Source organism: Nocardia sp. NPDC051321 (assembly GCF_044455225.1).
GTDB lineage: Bacteria > Actinomycetota > Actinomycetes > Mycobacteriales > Mycobacteriaceae > Nocardia.
The window spans coordinates 348,741-373,464 of record NZ_JBITEM010000009.1 but is presented as its reverse complement, the minus strand read 5'-3'; the positions used below and the strand labels follow the sequence as shown (position 1 = coordinate 373,464).

Annotated in this window: 12 protein-coding genes and 1 pseudogene (1 of these 13 running past the window's edge); 10 read left to right on the top strand and 3 right to left on the bottom strand. The window is 67.4% G+C overall.

Annotated elements, in window-relative coordinates:
- The first annotated feature begins 2 nt into the window (after positions 1-2).
- Positions 3-944: a hypothetical protein gene (locus ACIA8C_RS23440; protein WP_397138013.1), complete on the top strand. Its 942-nt coding sequence runs from the start codon at positions 3-5 to the stop codon at positions 942-944.
- 229 nt (positions 945-1,173) lie between these two features.
- Positions 1,174-3,195: a LuxR C-terminal-related transcriptional regulator gene (locus ACIA8C_RS23435; RefSeq protein ID WP_397138011.1), complete on the top strand. Its 2,022-nt coding sequence runs from the start codon at positions 1,174-1,176 to the stop codon at positions 3,193-3,195.
- Positions 3,196-3,205: 10 nt separating this feature from the next.
- On the opposite strand, the gene ACIA8C_RS23430 is transcribed toward ACIA8C_RS23435, so the two are convergent.
- Complete coding sequence (locus ACIA8C_RS23430) at positions 3,206-4,423, bottom strand: MFS transporter (RefSeq protein WP_397138008.1); 1,218 nt, start codon at positions 4,421-4,423, stop codon at positions 3,206-3,208.
- A gap of 270 nt (positions 4,424-4,693) precedes the next feature.
- Between ACIA8C_RS23430 and ACIA8C_RS23425 the strand changes: the two genes are divergently transcribed.
- From ACIA8C_RS23425 to ACIA8C_RS23415, 3 genes are read left to right on the top strand one after another with little or no spacing between them, the layout of a single operon-like run.
- Positions 4,694-5,131, top strand: a complete 438-nt coding sequence (locus tag ACIA8C_RS23425; protein WP_397138006.1) for a DUF4267 domain-containing protein — start codon at positions 4,694-4,696, stop codon at positions 5,129-5,131.
- Positions 5,128-5,622 carry a DUF1772 domain-containing protein gene (locus ACIA8C_RS23420; RefSeq protein WP_397138004.1) on the top strand — a complete coding sequence of 165 codons (495 nt, stop codon included), beginning with the start codon at positions 5,128-5,130 and terminating at the stop codon, positions 5,620-5,622. The genes ACIA8C_RS23425 and ACIA8C_RS23420 overlap by 4 nt, the downstream gene beginning before the upstream one ends.
- Complete coding sequence (locus ACIA8C_RS23415) at positions 5,586-6,584, top strand: NADP-dependent oxidoreductase (RefSeq protein ID WP_397138002.1); 999 nt, start codon at positions 5,586-5,588, stop codon at positions 6,582-6,584. The genes ACIA8C_RS23420 and ACIA8C_RS23415 overlap by 37 nt, the downstream gene beginning before the upstream one ends.
- Positions 6,585-6,611: 27 nt before the next feature.
- Here ACIA8C_RS23415 and ACIA8C_RS23410 read toward each other — a convergent pair.
- Positions 6,612-7,481, bottom strand: a pseudogene (locus ACIA8C_RS23410) (LysR family transcriptional regulator); the annotation flags it as partial.
- A gap of 235 nt (positions 7,482-7,716) precedes the next feature.
- On the opposite strand from ACIA8C_RS23410, the gene ACIA8C_RS23405 reads away from it, so the two are divergent.
- From ACIA8C_RS23405 to ACIA8C_RS23385, 5 genes are all read left to right on the top strand, one after another.
- Positions 7,717-8,253, top strand: coding sequence for a hypothetical protein (locus ACIA8C_RS23405; protein WP_397137999.1), 537 nt, complete (start codon positions 7,717-7,719; stop codon positions 8,251-8,253).
- Positions 8,254-8,356: 103 nt separating this feature from the next.
- Positions 8,357-8,770, top strand: a complete 414-nt coding sequence (locus ACIA8C_RS23400; protein ID WP_397137997.1) for a hypothetical protein — start codon at positions 8,357-8,359, stop codon at positions 8,768-8,770.
- A complete protein-coding gene (locus ACIA8C_RS23395; RefSeq protein ID WP_397137995.1) occupies positions 8,767-10,944 on the top strand; it encodes a caspase family protein in 2,178 nt (725 codons plus the stop codon). The genes ACIA8C_RS23400 and ACIA8C_RS23395 overlap by 4 nt, the downstream gene beginning before the upstream one ends.
- A 21-nt stretch (positions 10,945-10,965) precedes the next feature.
- Positions 10,966-11,817 (top strand): NAD(P)-dependent oxidoreductase, encoded by an 852-nt coding sequence (locus ACIA8C_RS23390; protein ID WP_397137993.1) that lies wholly within the window; start codon positions 10,966-10,968, stop codon positions 11,815-11,817.
- Positions 11,818-11,947: 130 nt separating this feature from the next.
- Complete coding sequence (locus ACIA8C_RS23385) at positions 11,948-14,917, top strand: AfsR/SARP family transcriptional regulator (RefSeq protein ID WP_397137991.1); 2,970 nt, start codon at positions 11,948-11,950, stop codon at positions 14,915-14,917.
- A gap of 379 nt (positions 14,918-15,296) precedes the next feature.
- Here ACIA8C_RS23385 and ACIA8C_RS23380 read toward each other — a convergent pair whose 3' ends face one another.
- Positions 15,297-24,724 carry the 3' end of an ADP-ribosyltransferase gene (locus ACIA8C_RS23380; RefSeq protein WP_397137989.1) on the bottom strand. It continues 26,800 nt past the right edge of the window, so only the last 9,428 of its 36,228 coding nucleotides appear in the window; its start codon lies beyond the right edge, outside the window — the gene reads right to left on this strand; the stop codon is at positions 15,297-15,299.

The following is a 24,724-nucleotide window of genomic DNA, read 5'->3' as shown; positions in this document are numbered from 1 at the left end:
TCATGGGTACCACGATTGTCGCGGCGGCGACCAACACCGATCTAGACACCGCCAGCTATTTCGAACTGGCCGCCCGCGCGGCCCGCAGTTGCCTGGACGACTCGGATGTCTCGGTCGACGAGGTCGGCATGCTGATCAACGTCGGCGTCTTCCGGGACGAGAACATTTCCGAGCCCGCGGTGTCCGCGCTCATCCAGAAACGGATCGGCCTCGGCCTGGAATATCAGCCGGGCCGGGTACCGGCGTTCTCGTTCGACCTGATGCACGGCGCCACCGGGCTGCTGCACGCCATCAACACCGCGGAATGCTTCCTGGCCACCGGCGATGTGGAGTACGCGCTGCTGGTGGCGGGGGATACCCACCCGTCCACCCGGCGCTACGTCGCGGGGTTTCCGTACACCACGGGGGCGGCCGCGCTGCTGCTCGGCAGCTCGCCGAGCACGGGCGGATTCTGTCCGCTGCACAGCAGGGAGACCTCCGGTCCGGCCGACCCGTCGGCCTGGGTCAACCTGGGTGAGGCGGGCGCGAACGGCCGCTCGGCCATGCGTATTCGGCACGGCGGGGAGGATCCGATCGAGCTCGCGGCGGCGGCCGTGCGCGCCTGCGTGGCCGACGAGGGCCTCGACAACGCCGACTTCGCCGAAGGACGGGCGGTGTTGCTCGCACCGGCCCCAATCGTGGGGTTCGGCGCCAGCCTCGCCGAGACATTGGGGTACCGAACGGAATCGGTCGTCGGTGTCGCGCCCGCGCTCGGCGATCCGTACACCGCGGCGCCCGTGCACGCGTATCTGCACGCGCGGGAATCCGGTGTGCTCGCCGCGGCCGATTCGGTGCTGTTCCTGGCCGCCGACGATGCCGCGGCTGCCTGTCTTGCCTACCATCCGCGGGCGGCGGCGGTCGCGACGGTGAGCACGGGCGGTGCGGTGTGGCGCGAAAGAGGTTGATGTTACCTACATTCCGTCATCGGTGTCGGAATCGCCGGGGCGATCTTGTTGCCGTGATTCGATGACAGGCCGCGGTCGGCGACCTACGCTATGGGCACCGGCTGGATCAATGGGGCGCCCGGTGACGTCCCTGCTGCGACGATGCCGCATCTTCAGCGCACCCGAGTTTCTCTCTTCATTGGTGCCCTTCCCCAGTCGGCTACATCTTGTCGACGAAGGGGGCACGGATATGCAAACGCAGATCTCACCGCAGGGCGAAAAGTGGTCGACCCTCGCTCGATCCGGGGTCGGTCAGGCGATCGCCGTGCTCGGCGGTGCGAGCACGGTCGGCCTGGTCGCCGAACTACTCGCCGCCGATGAGGCGGCGGTGCGCTCGGCCGTCCGGCAGCTGGCCGCCGGGTCGTCCGCGGGGGCGCTGTTCGACGAGGTCGACATCGCCGACCGGGTCCTGCGTGGCACCCCGGCGCAGGTGCGCCGTGAGCTACACTTGCGTGCGGCGAAGCTGTTGCACGACAAAGGGTTTCCGGCGGGCACGGTGGCCGACCAGTTGGTCGCGGCCGGCGCCGCCGAGCAGCCGTGGGCGGCGGTGGTGCTGCTCACCGCGGCGGCGGAGGCGTTGGCGGACGACCAGATCGACCGCGCGGTGGCCCGGCTGGAATTGGCCTACCGTGCCACGCGTGACCCGGCGGAGCGTGCCACCATCGCGATCCGGTTGGTGCGGGCCGAATGGCGGATCAGCCCGTCGAGTCGAACGCGGAACTACGCCAGGATGCGCGCGGCCGTCCGGGCGGGCCGGGTGCCTGCCGCGGTATTGCCCGCAGCCGTCATGTTCCTGCTCTGGCACGGTCAGACCCAGCACGCGGATCAGGCTCTCGGACAACTGGATTGCGGGCGGCTCGACGAGACGGCACCGAAGGTCGATTTTCTGTGCGCGTGGCTGCGCGCCACCCATCCGCCGCAGGCGCAACGCCAGCAGCGACTCCTCGCGGCCCAGGCGCGGCGACGCACGGCGAGTGCGCTGCGACCGTCGCCGCACCTACTCGGCGCGCAGCTGCTGACCGGCCTGTTCACCGGGCGTCCGCATGACGAAACCAGCACTCTCGCACAGCGTTTGCTCACCTGTCATCGGCTCGCCCCGAGCACCGTGGAAACCCTTGCGGCGGCGGTGCATTGCCTGATCTACACCGACCGGCTCGATACCGCGGCCGCCTGGTGCGACTCGCTGCTCGCCGAGGCCGAGGCGCGCCAGGCACCGACCTGGCAGTCGATCTTCGCGGGCCTGCGCGCGGAAACCATGCTGCGCAAGGGCAATGCGCGGGCCGCGGCCGACGACGCGGTGCTCGCGCTGAATCATGTGCCGGCCGAACAGCTCGGCGTCTGGATCGGCACCCCGATCGCGGCGCTCGTTCGCGCGCTCACCCTGGCGGGCAGGCAGGCCGACGCCGAGGCACAGCTTCGAAGACCCGTGCCGCGGGCCATGTTCGAGTCGCGCTTCGGCCTGCCCTACCTGCACGCGCGCGGGCACCACTACCTTGCCGTCGACCGCGCCGACGAGGCACTGCGCACCTTCCGCCGCTGCGGCCACCTGATGCGCCGCTGGCGGATGGACTTCGCCTGGCTGGTGCCGTGGCGCAACGACGTCGCCGCGGCGCATCTCGCGCTCGGTGAGCACCGGTCCGCGCGCGCCGTCGCGACCCGCCATCTCGATCTGCTCGGCACCGCAGGCCAGCATCGCACCGGCGGCGTATCGCTGCGCCTGCTGGCCGTGACCGCCGACCGCTACCAGCGGGTCCGGTTGCTGCGCGACGCCGCGGCGATCGCCCGCTCCGGCGGCTGCGACCTCGAATTGGCCACGGCCCTCGGCGAACTCGGCGCCGCACACCGCGCCGTCGGCGACCACGACAAGGCGCGCCTGCTGATCCGCGAGGCCACCCGGCTCGCCGACTCCTGCGGCGCGAGCGCCCTGTTGCACGACCTCCTCGGCGACCGCCCGCGCTGCCCCACCCAATCCAGCCCCCGGCTACGCACGCACCCCAATGGTCTCGACGCCCTCAGCCCCGCCGAACGCCGCGTCGCCGAACTCGCCGCCAACGGCAACCGCAACCGCGACATCGCCGCCACCCTCGACATCACCACCAGCACCGTCGAACAACACCTAACCCGCGTCTACCGCAAACTGGAAATCGCCCGCCGCAGCGAACTGACCTTCGTCCTCGGGGACGCGGGCTCGTCCGTCTCCGCCACCGGCTAGTCCGTGCGGGCTACCGCCGTGTCATGACCTTCTCGGTGGTCATCGCGCGGACATCGGGGAGCGCGATGATCGACAGATTCACGACCGCGACCAGGACCGCCATCGTCAGCAGTGGGACGGCGTTGCCGGTGACGGCGGCGATCGGGGCGGCGAAGGCCGTGCCGAGGGGGCGGGCGGCGAGTGACAGCAGGACGTCGTAGGAATCGGCGCGAGCCAGCGCATCGGGCGGGAACTCGCGTTGTATTGTGGTCTGCCACACCGTGTTCAGGAGGCCGACGCCGAGCATCGCGGCGCAGTAGGTGATGGCATCGACCCACGCCGGTGTCAGCGTCGCGAAGCTGATCATCGGCAGGGCGAACAGGGCGCTGCAGACCGATGTCAGTACGAGGGGGCGGTGTACTCGCAGCCGGGGTGCGATCAGTGCGCCGAGCACCACGCCGGCCATGCCGGACTGGTAGATCAGCACCCAGGACACCTCGCCGCCGAGCGATCGCACCGCGATGAGCGGGCCGAGCGTCAGCAGGACGCCCGCGGCGAGATTCGAGACGCCGTGCCCGATCAGGTTGGACCAGAACCACGGCCGGCTGCGCACCTCGAGCCAGCCGTCGGCCAGCTGCCGGACGAACGAGACCGGATGCTCGACCACCGGGCGCGGTGCGACCCGGAGTCCGCCGAGGGTGCAGGCAGCCACCGCGAACACCGCGGCGGTGACGATGAATGTCCAACCGGGGCCGACCGTTACCGCGAGCACACCGGCGATGCCCGGCCCGGCGACCAGGGTGATGCCGCGCACCACGCCGAGATAACTGTTGGCCTGCAACCGATGTGCCTGCGGGACCGTCGCGAAGATCAGCGGTGACATCGTCGGGGTGCCGAAGGCGATGCCGATGCCGGTGATCGCCGAGAGAATCGCCAGATCGGTGATTCGTACTACGCCGCACAGCAATTCGACACCGATGCCGAGTTGCGCGAGCCCGCGCGTGAGGTCTGCGGCGAAGGCCACTCGCTGCGGCGGGAATCGGTCGGCCAGCACCCCGCCGATCGGCAGTAATACCAACTGCGGCAACAACTCCGCGGCGAGCACGAGGCCTAGGTCGCCCGCCCGGCCGGTGGCGTCGATCACCGCGAGGGTGAGTGCCATCGGCACCAGCGCGGTGGCCAGGAACGACAGCGTGCGCCCGAGCATCAATCTGCCGAAACCCGGCACCTGCCGGATGTTTTCGCTCATCGGCACGTCTCACAGGCATGCTGCGGGAACGGCTCTGAAAAGTATGGTTGCAACGCGCCTCTCGTTCCCCTGATTCCGAGTGGAAACAATACAAGCGATCGCGCAACGCCGGGCCAGGCGAATGTTCATGTGACCCGGATCACCAAACCGGTCCGCGTCTTGATTGTTGAGCTGCGCTAAGCGGTGGTTGATCAATGCGTCATTGTTTCCGGAACTTGCGTTCTGAATCCTTGGACGGGCAGTTCAACGATCGATATCTGGAGCACGAGTTTGAATCTCTCCCGCATAGCCACCGCACTCTCGCTGATCGGTGCCGCGTTCATCATCTACGTCGGCGTCAGTTACCTGGTCACGCCCGCGTCCATGGCGCCGCAATTCGGCTTGCCCGAGTGGCCGCAGGGGGACGCGGTCGCCTTCTTGAATCTCAAAGGTATTCGCGACATTACGAGCGGGCTGATCATTCTCGTCCTGCTCGCCGTGCGACAGCGGTTCGCGCTGGGGGTCGCCACCCTCGTCATCGCGCTGAATCCGTTGGGCGACATGGTGACCGTGCTGCGCTACGAAGGGTCGACGGCGACCGCGCTCGGCGTCCATGGCCTCACCGCGATCCTGGTCGTGCTCACCGGCGGACTGCTGCTTCGTGAGCGGCGCGACGCCGGTGAAATAGCAACGGGCACAACCTCTGTCGTTGCCGAGGCAGCACAGTGAGGGCGGCCCGAGCGGCAGCACTCGTCGCGGCGGTGGTCACGGCCGGACTGATGGCTGGACTGTTCGCCGGGTTCGCATACTCGGTGATGCCCGCTCTGCGGCACGCGAGCGACGGTGTTTTCGTCGAGGTCATGCAGCAAATCAATGTGGTCATCGTGAACCCGCTGTTCATGGTCTTGTTCATGGGTGGGCTCGCCGCCGCGGTGGCCGCCGTGCTGACGAACTGGCGGTTCCCGGCGGCCCGCAACTGGGCCATCGCCGGGTTCTTCTGCTATCTACTGATGTTCGCGATCACGACCGGGGTGAACGTCCCGCTCAACGACAAGCTGGCGGCCGCCGGTGATCCGGCCCAGATCGCCGATCTGGCCGCGGTCCGCGCGCGGTTCGAAGGACCGTGGGTGGCCTGGAACATCGCCCGCGCCGTCGCGAGCGCCGGTGCGCTCGGCTGCTTCGCGTGGGCGCTGGTGCGGTTCGGGCGCAGGCCATCGTGAAGGGTCTCGCACTGAACACGATGACCATGCGCGCGATCGCCCAGGATTGCTTCGGCGGGCCCGACGTCTTGCGGGTTGTCGAGGTACCCCGGCCCGAGCCGGGGCCCGCCGAGGTGCTCGTTCGAGTGCGTGCGGTCGGGGTCAATCCGACCGATCTGTGGCATCGGGCCAGCGGCGGACTCGCGGGTGGGCAGACGCCGATCAGGCTGGGCTGGGACGTATCCGGCGTGGTCGAGGCGATCGGTCCCGGCGTCACGATCGTCGAGCCAGGCGATGAGGTGTTCGGCCTGCCACGTCATCCACAACCGGCGGGCACGTACGCGCAGTATGTGACATCGCCCGCGCGGCATCTGGTCCGCAAACCGTCCGCGATATCGCATGCCGAGGCCACCGCGTTGCCGCTGGCCGCGCTCACCGCGTGGCAGGCGCTGGTGGACACCGCCGATGTGCGGCCGGGCCAGCGGGTGCTGATTCATGCGGCGGCGGGCGGTGTCGGGCACCTGGCGGTGCAGATCGCCAAGGCGCGCGGGGCGTATGTGATCGGCACCGCCCGCGCCGCCAAGCACGACTTCGTGCGTGGACTGGGGGCCGACGAGGTGATCGACTACACCCAGGTCGATTTCACCACCGTTGCCAACGATATCGACGTCGTGCTGGACGCCATCGGTGGTGAATACGGGCCGCGCTCCCTGACGACCCTGCGGCCAGGCGGCATCCTCGTCGCGCTGGCTTCGCCCGCCGAGGCCTACCTAGCCGACGAGGCGCGGGCGCTCGGCCGCCGCGCCGCCTTCTTGATCGTCGAAGCCGACGGAGTTGGCATGCGGGAGATCGCCGCGCTGGTCGAAGCCGGCCGCCTGCGGCCACACCTCGACAGGGTCTTGCCCCTCGAACTCGCCGCCGAGGCGCACGAGCTCAGCCACAGCGGACGCGTCGTCGGCAAGATCGTCCTCACCGTCGACTGAACGGCGTTGCGCCGCAGCCGTTTCGAGTAGCGTCCGGATGAACGCGCACACCAGGGCGGAGTCACCGGTCCTCGGCCAGATCAGGCCGTATTCGATGGGTGGAGCGTCGCTGAACGGTACGAAGGTGACGCCGGGGCGAGCGTGATAGTGACGGCCGCGCAACGCCACGGGGGCGACGCCGCGTCCGGCGGCGACGTGGGTAGGCATTTCGGTCCAGTAGGTGGCGGCCGGTCCCTGCGGGATCGGCCGTCCGGACGGTGTGCGGGTGGGGAGGTGGAAGTTCAGCCAGTAGGCGGGGATGTCGCCGCGTAGCGACACCAGCGGGACGTCGGCGAGATCCTCCAGCGACACGGTGTCCCGGCGCGCGAATGGATGCCGCGATGGAACCATGAGTGCGCGTGGTTCGGCGAAGATCACCGGGCCTGCCGTGAGATCCGGCTCGTCGATGGGGAATTCGCTGATCTGCAGATCGAGGTCGCCCGACCGTAGCCCGCCGAGCGGATTGCCGAGCTGGATTTCGTGGACCTTGATCTCGCAGTCGGGATTGCGCCGCTGGAAGGCTTCGACGGTGCGGCCGAGCAGGTCGGCCACCCACGGGGTGGAGTATCCGACGCGGAGCGTGCCCGTGACGCCGCGACCGAATTCGATGGCCCGGGTAATCGCCAGCTGGACGCTTTCGTAGGCGGGCCGCAGCTCGTCCCGGAGTCGTCGTCCGGCAGCGGTGAGCACGACGTGGCGGCTGGTGCGACCGAACAGCGGTACGCCGACGCGCTGCTCCAACCTCTTGATCGTCTGGCTGACCCGGCCCGGTGACAACCCAAGCCGTTCGGACGTTCGCCGGAAGTGCAGCTCTTCGGCCAAGGTCAGGAACGTCTCGATCTCATAGCGCTCGATCACCGGCCTCCTCGAGTGCGATGGGAAATTTTGCGCAACCGATCTTCGCACGTGAGGTAGCTGTTCGATTACCCGCTCCCTGGGAGCTGGGGAGAACAGTTCAATTCAGTTTGGCCGCAAGGGCCTGGCGTGGATGGGCCGATCGGCTGATTTGGTACCCGAAGTAGTCATAAAGGAGGACGACGGCACGGAGCTGCGACGGGACCATGATCACTATGGAACAAGGGGCGCGATAGCGATGATGGTTACCGTCATTTTGACCTGCGAGGTCGCGTTCTGGATTCTCGCCGCGACCGGATTGCTGTTGCGCTACGTGGTGCGCTGGCGAAAGGCGAGTTCGGTTGTCCTGGCGATGGTTCCGCTGATCGACGTGTTCTTGGTCGGCGCGGTGGCCATCGACGTGTACCAGGGCGCGGAGGTCACTGCTGTGCACAGTCTCGCGGGGATCTATCTTGGCTGGACCGTGGTCTTCGGTAAGTCGACCATCGCCTGGCTCGACGGCTGGTTCGCGTACCGGTTCGCGGGCGCGCCGCGTCCGGCGAAACGCCCCAAGCACGGCCCGGAAGCGCTGAAGAACGAGACGAAATCGTTCGTCAAATGGCTGGTCGCGGCCGCGATCGCGCTGGCCGTGTGCTTCGGCCTTTCGGTGACGGTGGCCGACGCACAGCAGGGCGCCGCGCTGCGCGAGGTGGTGCAGCCGCTGGGGCTCATCACCGTCATCTGGTTCCTGACCGGCCCGGCGTGGGTGAAGGGCGTGACGGAGGCGCGGCGATGACCGAAACGCGAGGATGATGCCCCGCATGTAGAGATGTCTTGTGCGGCCCGCGGTGATGCGGAAGTATATGTGCCTGAACATATGGCCGCGGGAGGTGGTCGGCATGGACCGGGGCGATGCGGCAGAGTTGCTGACCGCGAATATTCTCTTGTCTCTTGCTACGGATGCCGATGCCGATGATGCGGAGCGCCTGACACGGCAATTGCGGGCGGAACTGTCCGAACTCGATCTCAATTCGATCGATGTCGTCCGCGCGGGTCCGCCACCCGATGCGGCGAAGTCCGTCGACCCGGTCACGGTGGGGGCACTGGTAGTCGCGTTGAGTGCGTCCGGGGGAGTGTTCACCGCACTGATCGAGACACTGCGCGACTGGCTGAGCAGACAGGCCGCGGCGAAAAAGATCGCGGTCACCATCGATGGCGACACCGTCGAGCTGGAGCGCGCGACCGCCGCCGAACGCGGCGCACTGGTCGAGGCATTTCTGCAGCGGCACAACCCAGGTCGGCGACGGCCGTGACACGGCGCATCGCCCTGATCATCGCGACCTACGACTACGACGATGCCGGATTGCGCGGGCTGACCGCGCCCGCGCACGACGCCGAGGCGCTCGCCGAGGTGCTGCGGGACCCGCTGATCGGCGGCTTCGAGGTGACCGCCCTGATCAACGAGCCGCACTATCGGGTCGGCGACGCGGTCGGCGACTTCTACTCCGGCGCGCGCCGCGATGACCTGACCCTGTTGTACTTCAGTGGGCACGGACTGAAGGACGAAGGCGGCAAGCTTTACCTGGCCACCACGAACACGCGGCCGCTGAGTCCGTTGTTTACTTCACTGCCTGCCGATCAGCTCGACTACGCGATGACGAACAGTCCGTCGCGCCGTCAGGTGCTGATCCTCGACTGCTGCTACAGCGGCGCCTTCCCCTCGGGCGCGATCGCGAAATCGGGCGACGACGTGCACGCGGTGGAACGGCTCGGTGGGCGAGGGCGCAGCGTGCTCACGGCATCGGACGCCACGCAATACGCCTTCGAGGGCGGCGTAATCCGCGGTACGGCACCGCAATCGGTGTTCACCCGGCACCTGGTCGCCGGATTGCGCGACGGTAGCGCCGACCTCGATCACGACGGTGACATCACCATCGACGAGCTCTACAGCTACGTACACGACAAGGTGGTGCAGGAGCGGCCGCAGCAACGGCCGAAGAAGCAGGACAATGTCGAGGGCCGCACGGTATTGGCCGCGAACGTCAACTGGACGATTCCCGGATACGTGCGTAACGCGTTGAGTAGCCCGCTGCCGCGCGAACGCCTCACCGCGCTGGAACATTTCGACCACCTGTACCGGATCGGAAATCCGGCGGTCCGGGCTCGGCTGCGCGAGCAAGCCCAGCATCTGCTCGACGACGACAGTCGTTCGGTGTCGGCTGCCGCGCACGAGTGGCTTGAATCACGATGGGCCACAGCGGAACTCGCTGGTGGTGCCGACGCCGAGCCGGTGGGCGGTGTGACGGAACCGCCAGTCGTCACTGAACCGGCCGCTGCTACTGACTCCGAGGCATCGGAACCTTCAGTGGTACAGCATATTTCGGACCCACTTGGCGAGAGCCGACCCTCGCCTGCCATGGCACCAACCCCCGTGACCTCATCGGGCCATCGAGATGACCCGGCAGATCGCGGACGCCCGGCCGAGGATGCGCCGATTGATCATGCGCCGGACGAAACCGCATCGGCCGGTGTGATTTTCGCGGCCATCAAAACGTGGCTCGGCCCCCGTAGTCACAAGGTCGTCGCTGTCGTGTCGATCCTGCTGCTGATGGCGGCGGTCACGACGTTCGTGCTGATACGGAACGAGAAGGGCGCGGGAGACGCCGGAGGGTCTTCGCCCGCTGCCGCAGGTTCCGCGTCGAAAGCCACGATGACGACCCTGCCGTTCCCGCCGCTCGCCTCGCCGAACGCGGTGGCCGTCGACGACGCGGGCACGGTGTATGTGGCCGACAACAGTGTGCTGAAGCTACCGGTCGGCACCTCGGCCGCGATCGCGCTGCCGTTTCCACCCTTCGAGGGGACCGACAGACCGCGTGTGCTCGCGCTGGACGCGACCGGTGCGTTGTATGTCGCGGATTCGGCACGGGTGTTCATGCTCGGGTCCGGTGCGCCGAGCGCCGAGACACTGCCCATCACGGGGTTGAGCGATATCCAAGGGCTGGCGGTCGACGGCAATCGAAATGTCTACGTCCTCGCCCGGAACTCGGCCACCTCCGAGAACATCCAACAGGTGTGGCTGTGGGCGCGGGGCGCGGCGGGCGTGGTGCGAGCGGATGGGGCAACCGATACGCGGGACTGGGTCGGTCTCACTATCGACAGCAACGGGCGGCTGTATACCAGCTCCGCGGCGACGGCGGATCTGCCTGCGACGCTGATCGCCTATAGCGTGAGCGGCGCGGCCGGCTTCCCGGGGCTACGCAATCCCAAGGCCGTGACGGTAGATCAGTCCGGTGCGCTATACATCGGCGGCGAGGATGTCGTCTACCAGCGCCCGCCCTGGTTCGACAGTTCCAATGCGATAACGCGACTGCGACTGACCGGTCTGCACGACGTGAAAGGTCTCGCCGCCAACAAGTATGGCGGCGTCTACATCGCCGACAACGGCGGTCCGAACAGCACCGGCCGGGTTATCCAATATCTCGGCTGAAGCGGGCAGAACGGGGGAGAAATGCATGTCGCGGTGATCGGACTCGGCGCTATGGGTCGCCGAATCGCCGGTCGACTGACGCCGACCGGTCACTCGGTGACCGTGTGGTCGCGGCGCTCGACCGTTGATCTGCCCGGCGTTCGGGTAGTCCATTCTCCGGCGGACGCGGCGCGCGGAGCCGACGTCGTGATCACCATGGTCTCCGACGGCGCCGCCCTGCGCGCGGTGGTGGTCGGCGAGGACGGGCTGGCTGCGGGCCTCGGCGACGGCGCCACCGTCGTCCAGATGTCCACGGTCGATATCGCAGCGGCGCAATGGCTTTCGCAGAGCCTTCCGGCTGGAGTCGGGTTGCTGGATGTCCCGGTACTCGGCAGCATCGTCGAGGCCGACGCGGGCACACTCGTGCTGTTGATCGGCGGTGACGACGACATTGTCGCCGCCTGCGAGCCGGTGCTGCGGGTGCTGGGCACGCAGCATCGGGTCGGCGGCCTCGGTGCGGGGACCGCGGCGAAGCTGGTCGCCAACAACGCCCTGTTCGGTGTCATCGGCGTGCTCGGCGAATGCCTGGCGCTGGCCGAATCGTTCGGCCTGTCGGCCGACGCGGCGTTCGAGATTTTGGACCGCACGCCGCTGCAGGCGCAGGCGCGGCGCAGGCGGCCCGCGATCACCGAAGACCAGTATCCGCCGCGATTCGCGCTGGACACGGCGCTCAAAGACGCCGGACTCATCGCGGCTTCGGCCCGCGAGGGTGGCATCGACGCACGGCTGTCGGCGGCGATGGCCACGTGGCTGTCCGACGCGTCGGGCAAGGGTTTCGGCGGCCTCGACTACACAGCCGTGCTGGCATATATCAGGCACCGCCGACCCAGGTAACAGGTCGCCGTTTCCCGATATCACACGCCGGCGGACCGGCGCATAACTGGCGCGTATGTTCTGCGTAGATGTCGCTGTGGTGCACGCATGGGTGTTGCCGGGCTTCTAAACTTCGGGCTATCGGCTCGAGGTGAGGATTCATTTGGCGACGCAAGAGATCTCGGATATGCAGGTGGCGCCCTCGGGGGTGCTTCGGCTGGATGTCTTGGGTCCGGTCGAGGTGCGGCTGGCCGAGCGCAAGCTGGAGATCTCGGCGCCGCAGACATTGGCCATGCTGACGATTCTCGCGGCCGAGTCCGGGCGCACCCTGTCGACGACGCAGTTGGCTGCGCGACTCTGGGCGGATCCGGCGCCGACCTCGGCGGTAAATGTGGTGCGCAATCATGTGCACGACGTACGAAAACAGTTCGACGCGCACGGTCATGCCGGGGCCGGTGCGGCGTGGCTCGGCTCGACCATCGGTGGCTATCGGCTCGACCTGCCGGTGGAGTTCGATGTCGCCGCGGTCGAGGGGTTGATCATGGCCGCGGAATCCGACCGGGCCGCGGGCGCGCCCGACCTGGCGAACGAGAAACTCGTTGCGGCCAAGCAACTCTGGCGCGGCGATCCGCTGGTCGGGGTGCCGGGGCCGTGGGCGGACAAGGAGCGGGCGCGCCTCGGCGGGCTGCGCTCGGCGCTGGACGAGGCCGCGATAGCCGTCACGCTCGACCTCGGTCGCTACTCGGCCGCCGTCGCGGAATTGGAGGCGCTCGTCGCGGCCGAACCGCAGGGCGAGCGGTGGCACGAACTGCTGATGGTCGCGCTGTACCGGGCGGGGCGGCGGGTCGAGGCGCTCGAGGTGTATCGGAAGGCGCGCCGGTTGCTCGCCGACGAGCTCGGGCTCGATCCAGGTCCGGAGCTGGTGCGGCTGCATCAGGAGATCCTCGCGGCCAAGGCGCCGGTGCAGGCGCGAACATCGCGCCCGCCCGAACGTGACCTGAATTCGCCGCGAGTTCCGGCGCAGCTGCCCTCGGACATCGCCGATTTCGTCGGGCGCGACGACCTGGTTGGTGAACTGACCGAGCTGCTCGGTACCGACTCCGATCGTCGCTCGGTGGTCGCGATCACCGGGATGGGCGGCATCGGAAAGACCGCGCTCGCGGTGCATCTCGCGCATCGGGTGCGTCAGTACTATCCGGATGGCGTGCTGTCGCTGGATCTCGGTGGCATGGACGAGCTGCCGCGCTCGATCGACGTGCTGATCGAGACCGCGTTGCGCGCCTTCGGTTTCGAGCCGAGCGCGCTGCCGCTCGACCGGGCCGAGCGAAAGGACCTGTGGCGCAGCATTATTGCCCGCAAGCGAGTACTGCTGCTGCTCGATAACGCGCGCGACGTCGACCACGTCGCTCCATTGCTGCCCGGCCCCGGCACGGCGGCGGTGCTGGTGACCAGTCGGTCGAGTCTGGCGGAAATGTTCGACGCGCGGCTGGTCCCGCTGGATGTGCTGACCCCCGACGCGGCGTGGAAGTTGCTGGAGCGCAGAGTCTCGGCCCGGCGGCTGGCCGCCGAACCCGATGCGGCACAAGAGATCCTGCGCGCGTGCGGGCATTTGCCGCTGTCGCTGCGCATCATCGGGGCGCGGTTGGCGAGCAGGCCGACCTGGCCGCTCGGTGGGGTCGCCGAGCGGCTGGCCGACGAGCGCGGCCGGTTGGCCGAACTCACGGTCGGCAACGCCAGCGTGGAGCTCGCGTTTCTGGCCAGTTACCGCAGCCTCGAACCGGAGCTGTCGCGCGCATTCGTGCTGATGGCGTTCGCCGACGTGCCGGAGCTGTCCGTCGCGGCCATCGCCGCACTGCTCGACCGGGACTGGGGCGAGGCCGAGCGGCTCTGCGAAACGCTGGTGGACCTGGGCATGTTGCAGACACCGGAGCTGGGGCGTTACCGGTATCACGAGCTGTTGCGGGTGTTCGGCCGCCAGGTCGCCGAACGCGAGCAGGTGCGGGAGTGGCCGCAGGCGTTGCACCGGCTGGTCGATTTCTATCTGGCCAGTGCGAAAAACATTGTGGACCTGCGTGATCCGGGTTTCGGCACCGATCAATACGCGGTCACCAGTGCGGCCGGGGAGCGGTTCAGCACCGGGCAACAGTGCGCCGCCTGGGTTTTGGCCGAACACCGTGCGGTGGTGGCGATCTATCGGCAGGCTGCCGACGGCGGCGATGCTGGAACCCGCACGCTTGCAGTGGATCTCGCGCTGTCGCTGGCGGTTGGCGGCGATGTGGGCGAGCATCAGCCACAGGTGGCGCAGGCACTCGAGGCGCTGAGCCGGGCGGCCGAGACCGACGGCGAACCCCGGACCGTGGCCAGGGCGCAGCTGGCCGCCGCGATGGCCCGGTTGGTCGGCATGGGAGATCTGGGCACTGTCAGCGCGTTAAGTGACGCGGGTGCGACCCTATTGGACCTGGAAGACCGGGCCGGTGCGGGCATCGCCGAGATCATGCTCGGCACGGCCATGGCCTATCAGCGCGACATCGATACGGCGGTCGAACATTACCGGCGCGCTATCGAACTGATCAGCCAGGATTGGCCGGCGAGTCAGGGGATCGTCTGGGCGACGATCGCTCGGGTCTCCTGCGAGGCTCGACGCTGGCCGCAAGCCGTCGAGGCCGCCGAACAGGCCCTGTCGTTCGCTCGCCAGGTCGGCAACCTGCGGGTCGAGTCGATGGCGTTGCACGAGTTGGGATTCGCGACGCTGCACGGTGGTGACCCCGAGACCGCCCGGGCGCTGTGCGAGCAGGCGCTCGAGGCGGCTCGGCGAGATGGGCGCAGGCATCAGGAAGGGTGGGCGCTGGCCCGGCTCGCCGAGGTCATGCTTGGCAGCGATGATGCCGACGAGACGGTGCTGGTCGCCGACGAGGCCGTGCAGGTCGCCGACGAGGCGGTGCGTGCCCTTACCGAGGTCTCGGCCGCGGAGCGACGCGTGCGGGCGATGCAGGTGTACAGCCGTGCGCTGGCCGCAGTCGGGCGCGGTGAAGAGGCGGCACCGATTCTGCAGAAGGTCGCGCAATGGAGCAGGCGTATCGGGCTCGACGTGCCGGACACCGAAGCACCGATCGCCAGCTGACGCTCGGCCGAGTCGGCTGATGCTGCCGGCGGCCGTCCCAAGCAGCTTTCGGCAATGTCTTCGAACTCTGCTGCGGCACAGCGCAATCCGTGGAGGCCTAGAGGTGTCCGATGAGCTGACTCTGCCGATGCACGGGCAGATAGCTCAGCTGGCGGCGGGTCCAGTGGCTGTAGTTGGTGGTGCTTGTCATCGGTGCCTCCGGTGTGAGGTGGGGATGATGCCGGTTGCTGCCGTCGATCGGCGCTCGAGTTGCCGCTACGGCCAGATACGCAGGGAGTTCAGGCGTTCCGCGAGTTCGGTGACGGCGTCTTCCGCCAGCAGGCCCGGATGCTTGCTGCGGGCGATGGCGTCGGCCCGCTTACGTTTGTCGGCTGCGGACTCACCGCGACGGGGTGTGATCTCGAGCTTTCGGTACAACTCGAATCGGTGGTTCGACCACGGCGCGTAGGACGGTGATGGTTGGGTCGGTCCGGTCTATTCCGATGATTCGATAGCGTGTGTTGCGCGCCAGGACGAGTTCGTTCTGGCGCGGGTAGTCGCCGTCTTTGCCGATGTAGACTCCGCGCGCTCCGGGCGGTACTTCGAGTTCCACGCGGAAGCTTATGTCTCGCTTCTGGTGTACCTGTCTGGCGGTTATCGACGTCGATAGGAGGCCGGGTTCCTGCTGGGTGACGTTCAGTAGTAGGTCGAGATTCCGTTGTCCGAGTGGTTTGCCGTCCCGGGCGATCATGAAGTCGATGTCTTCGAGTGCGCGCAGGACTCGGATCGGTTCCGTCAGTGGTAGTGGCCGATCGGTTGCCCGATCGAGCCGGTTGGTGTGTAGCTGGAGCGCCTCCGGCCCCCACGGAAGGCCGAAATAGCTCTGGTAGTACTCGTTGAATTCGTGGTAGCGGCCGGCGTCGGCGCGGATCTCGTCCCAATGGGCGTCCGGGTCCGGGTTGCCCAGGATGTCGTTCAGCTCCAACAGTTCCCGCGATTCGGTGTCGGTGCGCTCGTTCTTGTTGGTCAGTGTGTTCCGGCGAGCCAGCAGCGCAGTAATACTCGGGTTCGTCCGGTGGGCCGAGGTCACCCGTTTTTCGATCTCGGCGTTGTGCTGGAGCCGCTCGAAGTGTTCGGCGAGCTCCTCTTCCGAGAATTGCCGCAGGACGTCGTTGGTGTGCTGGGACTCCTCGTACGCGTGCAGCGCGACCTGCAGTTCGTGGGGAAGGTCGTCCCAGATGCGTAGTTGGTGGAATCCGAAGCTGGCACCGGCGTCGTCGGTGTCGAATACGCGCACGCCGTAGTCGTTGATGCGGCCCTGGTTCGCGGGGTCGAGTGCCGAGTGGAGCGTTTGTGCACGGCTGGAATCGTTTGTGGCAGGACGTATTTCGGCCGTAACCCGAAAACCGCCACCATGGGGGTGCACGCCGGTGATGTGCAGCTCCGTGTCGGGCGGTAGCAGTACCTGTGGATGCGTGGCGTCGCCGGACAGCATGATCTGCGGGTGGCCGGAATCGGCGGACAGCAGGGTCTGCGCATCGGCGGAATCAGCGAACAGTAGGCCGCGAGCCCCGGGGTGCACGGTCAGCTCGAGCCGGTGCCGAGTCTGTTGCGGGGGTGCGGAATCCGCGAGTGCGCCGACGGTGCGGGTGCGGCGCTGGACCGTAGTACCGATCAGGCGGGGGTGATGCCGCGGGTCCTCCGGCACGAAGTCGATGGTGTCGAGATCCTGCACGATGTGCAGTGGTTCGGTGATCGACAGGGGCTTATCGGTCAGCGCGTTTACCATCCGCGTTCGTTGCTGAAACGCGGCGAGGTCGAAGGGGCGGCCGAGGCGCGCGCGGAACTGCTCGTCCAGCCCGCGCCGATCCATATCGTCGAGACGGTCGATCGTCACGTCGTGATCGATCAGGAACTGGTGCACCACTTCGGATTCCGCGATGTGGGTGGACACCGCGGCTTGTTGCTCGGGCGGCAGTTCCTCCCATTCCCGCAACTGGCTGCCGATGGGTTGATGCTGGACCTCGCCGCGGCGGGAGTCCGTGTCGCTGCTTTCGTCACGCTCGCTGTCGGAATCGTCCTCGCTCGACCAGGTCTCGTCGCTGGATTCGGGTGTGGTGGTTTGTTGTTCGGCCCCGCCGCGGAGGGGTTGGGTGGGCGTAGTGGTGCGAGTGGCGGGTCCCGGGCCGCTGTCCTTTGGGAAGTCCTCCGGCTCGTCAACGGAAAACGATTCGCCCACACCTTCATACGGTGCGCCGGTTCGGATGTGGCGGGGGAATGCGGGGTCTTCAGGCCTGGGTGCGCGGGATCCGTCGCCCGCCGAGTCCGCTTGCGGGGGTACCGGTCGGTGTGGGGATCGCCGGAAGACGTTGCGGATGCGGTGGGCTGCTGTGCTTGCGCTCGGCCCGGTGTGGATGAGCCGCGCTGCTCGGGAACTCGTCGCCTCGCCCGGGGTGCCGAGACCACGTATCCGGGCCACAAGGCGCTGCAATCGTCGCCGGGTGTGCGATCGTCCAGAGGGTTCGTGCGCGGCTGCGGGCGGCGTGCTGCCGTCCGTTGTCCGGACGACGGCCCCTTCGGGCCGAGTCGTTGCGGGAGTTGTTGTGCCGCGCCGTGATCGGGGGTTGTCCGCGGTGCGGTCCGGGACTACCGCGGTGCGCGCGTTGCCGGCACCGAAGGCGTCGGTGGGATCCCTGCCGGGGGCGGGCCTGCGTCCGGATGGGCCGGGCATCGAGTCTCCCGCGCCGTCGCGGCCGAGGGTGAGCACGGTCGCGTGATCGGTTCGGGTGCGGGTGGTTTCGGCCTGGAATTGTGCGACGCGGGATATGGCGGGCGCCAGCGATCCGAACGACGCGTTCTCGGTCTCCTGCCGATGGATGGTTGTCGCGGTGTCCACCGGTCCGAACGCGATCGTCACGCTGCCGCGGCGGCCCTGCAGGTTCTGATCGAACGACAGCAACCGCACCTCGGGTTCCGCGACACCCGAGCGTCGTGCCGATATCGCCGCTTCGAGATCGGCGGCGTGCAGCGCTGCCAGGGTGGTCTCGAGATTGTGCACGCGGCGTTGCAGGGAGGCGAACCGTGCGATGGTATCGGCGCCTTCCTTCATGCGCGCGATCTCAAGCAGAATGTACTTGCGATTCAAGGTGTTTCGCACCGAGGCAGGGATACCGTCGCCATTGCGGAGACCAGGATAGGCGGCAAGCAGCGGCGCTTGGTAACCCGGTGCCAGATCCGCGAAATGCAGGGCCTGCCACCACTCGCGGCCGTGCTGTTCCCACCAGGTCACCCGGTCGCTGGGAGAACCTTCGACGGAGCGCAGGGTGTCGGATGCGAGCGGCGGTCGGATGCGATCATCGGGGCCAGTGGGCTCGGGATGGGCGAATGTCTTGTCCTGCTCCGTTTTCGAGATCCGTCCGGTGCGCAGCTGTTGACGCCAGCGGCCCAGTTCGAACTGTTCCTGGAAGAACGGCTCGCGTGCGGCCCGCACTACCTCGCGTACCGCCGGGTCCTGCCCGGTGGACGCGTGCTCGATGCGGGCCAGTGCCGCTTCCGTGGCGTTGGCGAGTATCTGCCGGTGCACGATCTCAATCTGCTGGCGGTTCAGCTCGCCGACTCGATCACGTGGGTGTCCATCCTCATCGAACCGGGTGTGGCCGGGGGCGGGCACAAGGCCTTGGCGGCGTAGCCAATCCAGTGCGAAATCGTTGAGCTCCGGGCGAGGCGGGCCCATGCGGTCGTCGTCGGACCAGTCGACCAGCCGGCCATCGACCACATTCAGCAAGCCGGTGGCGGTGGTGGCACCCTTGCCAAGGAAGGACGCGTGTTGAATTCGGCCGCTCGGCTCGGTCGCGGCGGCATAGAGATTGCCGAACTTGTCCATGGCGAACAGCACATCGCGGTGGCCGTCCGGTGCGTCCTCGGCCTCGGTCGTGTCGAACCGCAGCCCGTCGCTGGCCCGGTACAGCCGCCCGTCCTCGCCGATGAACAGCCGATGCGACTCGAGTTCTACGGCGTCCAGGTAATGGACCGGGCGGGTGAAACTCGGCTCGGAAATCTTGCTCGCGACCGTGCCGACGAGTAGCGGTGTACGCGGCGCGGTCAATGGACGGTGCAGCGGCGCCGGGATCTGGTCCATGGGTACGCGGCCGGTAGGTGTGCTGAGTTCGTCCCACAGCCGCTGCTGCGGCCACGTCGTGGGATCGCCGGTGGCGGTGACGCCGATCTCGACTCGGCCGTCGGAGCTGCGCCGCAGGAATACCGTCAACCGGTGCGGGGACTCGATGATCTCGCGGACCTGACCGTCCGGGTGCACGCTGACGAAGTTCACACCGTAGGTATCCGAGATCACTCGCAGCAATTCGTCACCGGCATCGAAATCCGGTGAATTCCATTGCGCGGCAGGATCGACCATGACCCAACACGCGTTCGACCGCCAGCGATCGAACTCGCGCCGTTCCCGCAGTTCTTCCTGCCATTCCAGGTCGTCGATCACGCCGTCCGCCCGGCTTTCGTCGACCTCTTCGCGGCGGTCGCGTTCTACCACCACTTCGTCGAGGAGGTGGTCCATGATGCGCTCGCGGATACTCCCGACTTCGGCGACCTCGAATACTTGGGCAAAGGCGGCGAACCCCGGCTCGCCGGTGGTCGGCACCGGCTCCCAGCGCGACGGCATGGGCTGTGCGGGCCGGTCCACCGCGGGCGGGCGTGCTACGGCCGTGGTCTCGGGTGGGTCGGCGGTGACTGTTTCGCCGCCCTGCGCCAGCTGCCGCAGCAGATCCTCACCGTAATAGGTACCCGGGGGGAAAATGCCGGGGATTTCGGGTCGCTCGACTCGGATGGCTCCGACATCCAGCCTGGTCACCAGCGCTTGCAGCGCTTCGACATCCATTTCGTGTGCCCGGTCGGGGCACGATCCGTCGATACTGCGAGCGACCAACCGGAGTCTGCGGTCGTCGGCGACCGTGACTGTCGTGTCGAACAGTGCGTCCTGGAAACCGATCGTCGTGCCAGTCGGGAAATGGTGCCAGTTGAGTTGATTGTGCGACGCGGTCCGATAGATCTTGAAAGGCCAGATAGGTGTCGGACCGTTGGCGAGGATGCGTTTTGCACGGGCGAGAGCCGCGCGTCGGGTGCGTGCCTCGGTTGTCGCATCGCGCTGCACGAACTGTTCGTTCTTCGAATAGAAGATCCGCTGGAAGTCGTCGGCGAACCGCAGGCCCTGCGTCTCCAGGAAGGCGAGGGCATAGTCGTTCGTCTGCTCATCGGGCCAATAGTGCCCGCTGCTGTCCACAATCCGGGTAACTATTCCATCCTGCGCCGAGATGGCGCCCGCAGCGGTGACGGTCCGACCGCCGAGGAAAGACGAATGCTGGATCAGGCCTCTGGTTTTGTCGGCGGCGTATAGATTGCCGAACTCGTCCATGACGAAAATGGTTTTACGTTCGCTGAGGTCTGTCTCGTTCCGCTCAGAATTGAACAGCGATCCGTCGCGGGCATGCCGGAGCCTGCCGTCCCCGTCCACGAAGAGCCGGTGGGCTTCGCGCTCCACATCGTCCATGTAGTGGACTGGCGTTGGATCGCGGATATTCTCCCGAGTCAAGTGTTCCGACGTGATATTCCGGCCCGCTAGTTTCGGTTTCGGGACTGTCCGGTGCCGTATCCAATGCGTCCTCTTCCGCCTTCTCCTTATTATCGTTGCGGGCTTAGGCGCTCGTGCTGACGCCGGTCGCAGATCTGACATATAGAATCGCCGTATAGCAGCACCTTCCAGGACAGGTTCAGGTCCGCCTGCAAGCATCGTGGTGCGGGGTGCGGGGATCTGCTCTCTCGGCAGAGCCGTCGCGTCGGCCCGGGCTGGTGAGGGAAAGTCTGGTTTGACGACGGCGGCGAAATGTCCAGTGGCCGTGACACCGATCTCGTAGCCCGTGGTAGACGAGTGCCGCAGGAAGAGTTTCGGTGTTTTCGGGTTGTTTATCATTTCTGCGCGCGGCTCGTCGGTCGGCGAGAAGACGAAGTTCAGGGCATAGCTCTCGACCGCTGCGGGGAGCTCAGACGTTATGCCATCCGATTCCATCTTCTGGTGGGTTTGATTCCGCACGACGTCGGCCTCGAGTCCGAGAATGTAGGCCAGCGTCGGAAACAGGTTCTCCGGACCGCTGGACGGCACGCGATACCAGTCGACGGGCGTCGGCGGCGTGACCCGGACACGCCGGGTCCCGTACTCGCCGAGCCGGCGTTCGAATTCCGCTCGGCTGATGATTTCTCGCGGGGCCGGTGGTAGATCACCGGCGGTATGCGGCTCGCGGACAGCCAGATTCCCATCCCTGCGCACGACGGCGACTCGGGGCAGGCCGCCGTCGCGGAAATGTATCTCGGTTTCGGTGTCCAAGGTGTTTTCGGTCAGCACCTGGCTCAGGTCGGAGATATCGAGGACCTGGTCGGTGTCGGCAGGTCTTGCGCCGATGCCGATGTTGCCGAGGACTTCGGCGCCGTCGGCTTGGTGTTCGGTGATGTGTTCGTGGCCGTTGGGGGTGTAGATGATGGCGGTGATGGCGCGGAGGTTGTGGGTGGGGTGTTGGTTGAGTGGGTAGTGGCGGCCGGTGGTCGGGTCGTAGGCGCGCAGGGTTCCGTTGTGGTTTTCGAAAACTACTGTGTGTGCGCCGATTCCGTGTTTGTTGGTGGGGCCGTTGTAGGCGTCGACGACCAGGGCGATGGCTCCGGCGCCGAGTCGATCGAGTTCTGCTGCGATCTCGGTGTGGTTGGTGAAGGTTCGTAGTTGGGCACCGGCGTGGCGGTTGAATTGCTCGGGGTGCATTCCGCTGAGGCCGATGGAATCTTCCGCCGGCTGCGTGATGGGGGCGTTGGGGTTTTTGGCGGCGGCGTAGCGGAAGGCCAGCGGCGCGCATTTCGGGTCGCGTGTGCCGGTCGGGCTGCTCTGAATCGGATCGGCGGGGACGCGCGGTGCGCTGCTGTCGGACGCCGAGAGGGGTTCGGGGATGTTGTCGATGTGAGTGCGGGGTGTGGGTGCGATGGTGCGCTGGGTGGCGCCGCCCCGGAGAGGGTGCGCACTAGCGGGGGCCTTGGTGCGGTCGCGCCGGGCGTTGCCGTCGAAGGTGGTGTCGCGGCGCGGGCCTGCGGGGCGGTGCACCGTGACCCGGCCCGGATCTATTTGTCGGCTCACGGAATTCGCGACGGATTCGGGTGCGAAGACGTGGACTTGCTGCGCTGCGGGATGGGTGAGGGCGAAGTCGATGAGTGCTGCGCTCGGGTGATCGGTTGTGCCGGAGCTGGATTCCGGTGTGTGCGTGCCGGTGGCGGACTCGTTATCGATCCAGATCACCGTGGCGTGCTCAGGGTGGGCGCGGACGGCTTGGGTGTGCTCCTGCGCCGCGTGGATTATCGCGTGTGCGGCCGACGCGACGGCCGCGTTGGCCGGTATGTGCCAGTGCACGGTTGTCGCGGTGTCGATCGCGCCCAAGCTGATCGCGACCCGCCCGCGCCGGCCCGTAGCGTCCTGGTCGAAGACGAGTAGCTGGACTGCCGTTGGTCCGGCACCCGCCTGCTGTGCGGTTGTTTCGATTTCCAGCCTGGCGGTGTGCAGGTGGGTGAGGGTGGCCGTGAGATTGCGCAGTTGGCGACGCTGGTTCGCGGGCAGCTGTTCGGAGGTGGTGGCGAGGGTTTGCAGCTGCTGAATTTCGAGTTGGACGTATCGGGTGTTGAGGGTGTGCCGTACCGCCGCGGGCACGGCGTCGTTGGTGCGCAGGACGGGGTAGTCGACGAGCAGGCCGTGTTGGTAGCCGGGTGCGAGGTCGTCGAAATGCAGGTCGTTCCACCAGGATTTGCCGGTGTAGATCCACCAGTTGCCCACTGGGTGGACCGATGATCGGGTGCCGTCCAGTCCAGTGGGGAGTTGCGGCGGGATCTCGTAGCGGCCGGGCGCGGTACGGCGGATGTGGCGGGTCTGCGGGTTGCCTTCCCCGGTTCGGGTCGGCGGCCCGGAGGGATGTTCCAGCACGATGTCGGCGTCGAACCGGCGGCTCGCGAGCATCAGTAGTTCCCGGTGGGTGAGGTCGGTGCTCAGGAGGGGATTCCGCTCGAAATCGCGCCTCGGATTCTTCAGATCGGCGATCGCGTGACGCAGCCGGGTTTCGGACTGCTTCTGGAAGTTCTCGTCGAAGGATTCCCGCCGTTGGGTTTCCGTGGCCTGGTTTGCGGCGGCGAATTCAGGATCGGCGGCAGCGCGAGTGTCGAACCGCTGCCGTTGCATTCGTTCGGCGGCCCATTGTGCTCGCGCGCGCTCGGAAAGCATCGACTGTCGATAGCGGTCGAGGTGCTGTTCGAGTTCGGCGGCCAGCATCGTCCGCACCGACCTCGGGGACTCGGCGTCGAACACCCGGGCCAGGGTGGCGAACAGCGGATCCGCGACCTCGCCCATGGGCTGCCACGCCCCGGGGCCGGACCGCCGGGCGGTGGTGGCCGGTGCTTGCCGCTGCGCGTGCTCTGTGTTTTGCGGGCTGGGTTGCCCGCCAGGATCGGCGGCCATCGGTCGGATGCCCGCGTGATAGTGGCCACCCCCGTAAGCGACACGCACCAGCACCGCGCTCGCGGTGACCGGATCGCCGATCGGCGTGGGGCGGCGGTCATCGAGGATCGCGATCGTCGTGTGCTGAGATTCCATGATCGCCCGCGGCAACAGCTCGGCCAGGTCGTTCTGGTACACCCCTGACTTGCGCAACCGCTGCAGTTCCTCCTCGAACCGCGCCGCCCGATCCTGCTCACCGACGCCCGGCGGGTGGTACAGCGCGAAGAACCCCGCCCGGTTCGCCGCGATGTGATCGACGGCTTCGGCGCGGACCGTCAAGAGATCCTTCACACCGCCCGTGGCGAGGACGAACGCCTCGAACAGGCTGTCGCCGGTCGGCTCGACCATGGCCGGTTCGAGTCCGGCCGCGCCCAGCGCCTGCAGCTGCGCCTGGTTCGGGGCCCAGTGCAGTGCACGCAATTCGGTGAACGCCTGCTCCGGATCGGCGGCCTGCAGGATCTGGGTCAACGCCGCGGCCGCCACCCCCGCTACCGGATCGTCGATCTCCGACAACGCATCACGCAGGTTGACGACCCCGGCGCGGCCCCGCTGCCGGGCCATGTCCAGCGGGCCGGCGAACTCGCCGGTGAACAACAGCCGGGCCGCCTCTCGGCGCTGATCGTGCGCGAGTGCGGGCGGCACCGCGGCAGTCGCGAACGTGGGTACCGAGGTCACCGGCACCGGCACCGGAGCGAGGCCCGGGATTATCCGAATCCCCGTGTGGCCGAGTTGCGCCTCGCTCTCGCCGGTCAGCCAGCTCAGCGGTTTGAAAGACGCCAGAATCGCCGGATCCATCGCCGCGGTAACGTCCGCGCCGGTCATCGACGCCAGCCCGAACGCCCTGGCGGCATAGTTCGCGATCGACCCGTGCACGTTCAGCCCGTCCCGCAGGGGCTGCATCAGCAGCGGACCACTGATCCGGATAGCACGACCGGCCAGCGGCGGCGGCAGCACGCCGCGCAGCGTGGCCAGCTGATGCAGGCGCAGCACAGCGGCCGGGATCGCCTCGATGCCATTGATACGCAACGATTCCAGCAGGCTCCGGTACTCCCGTCCCAACACGGTGCGTCCCAGCTCGCCCTCGGACACCGCTAGCCTGCTCAACATCTGTTCGAGCTCTGTGCGGTCGGCCTCGATCGCGGCACGGTCGGCGTCGTGGTACTGGGCGACGAACTGATCGGGAATCGCTGTCATCAGGTCCGCCAGATACCGGGAATTGGGCGGTGCCACGATGAAGTGGTTGC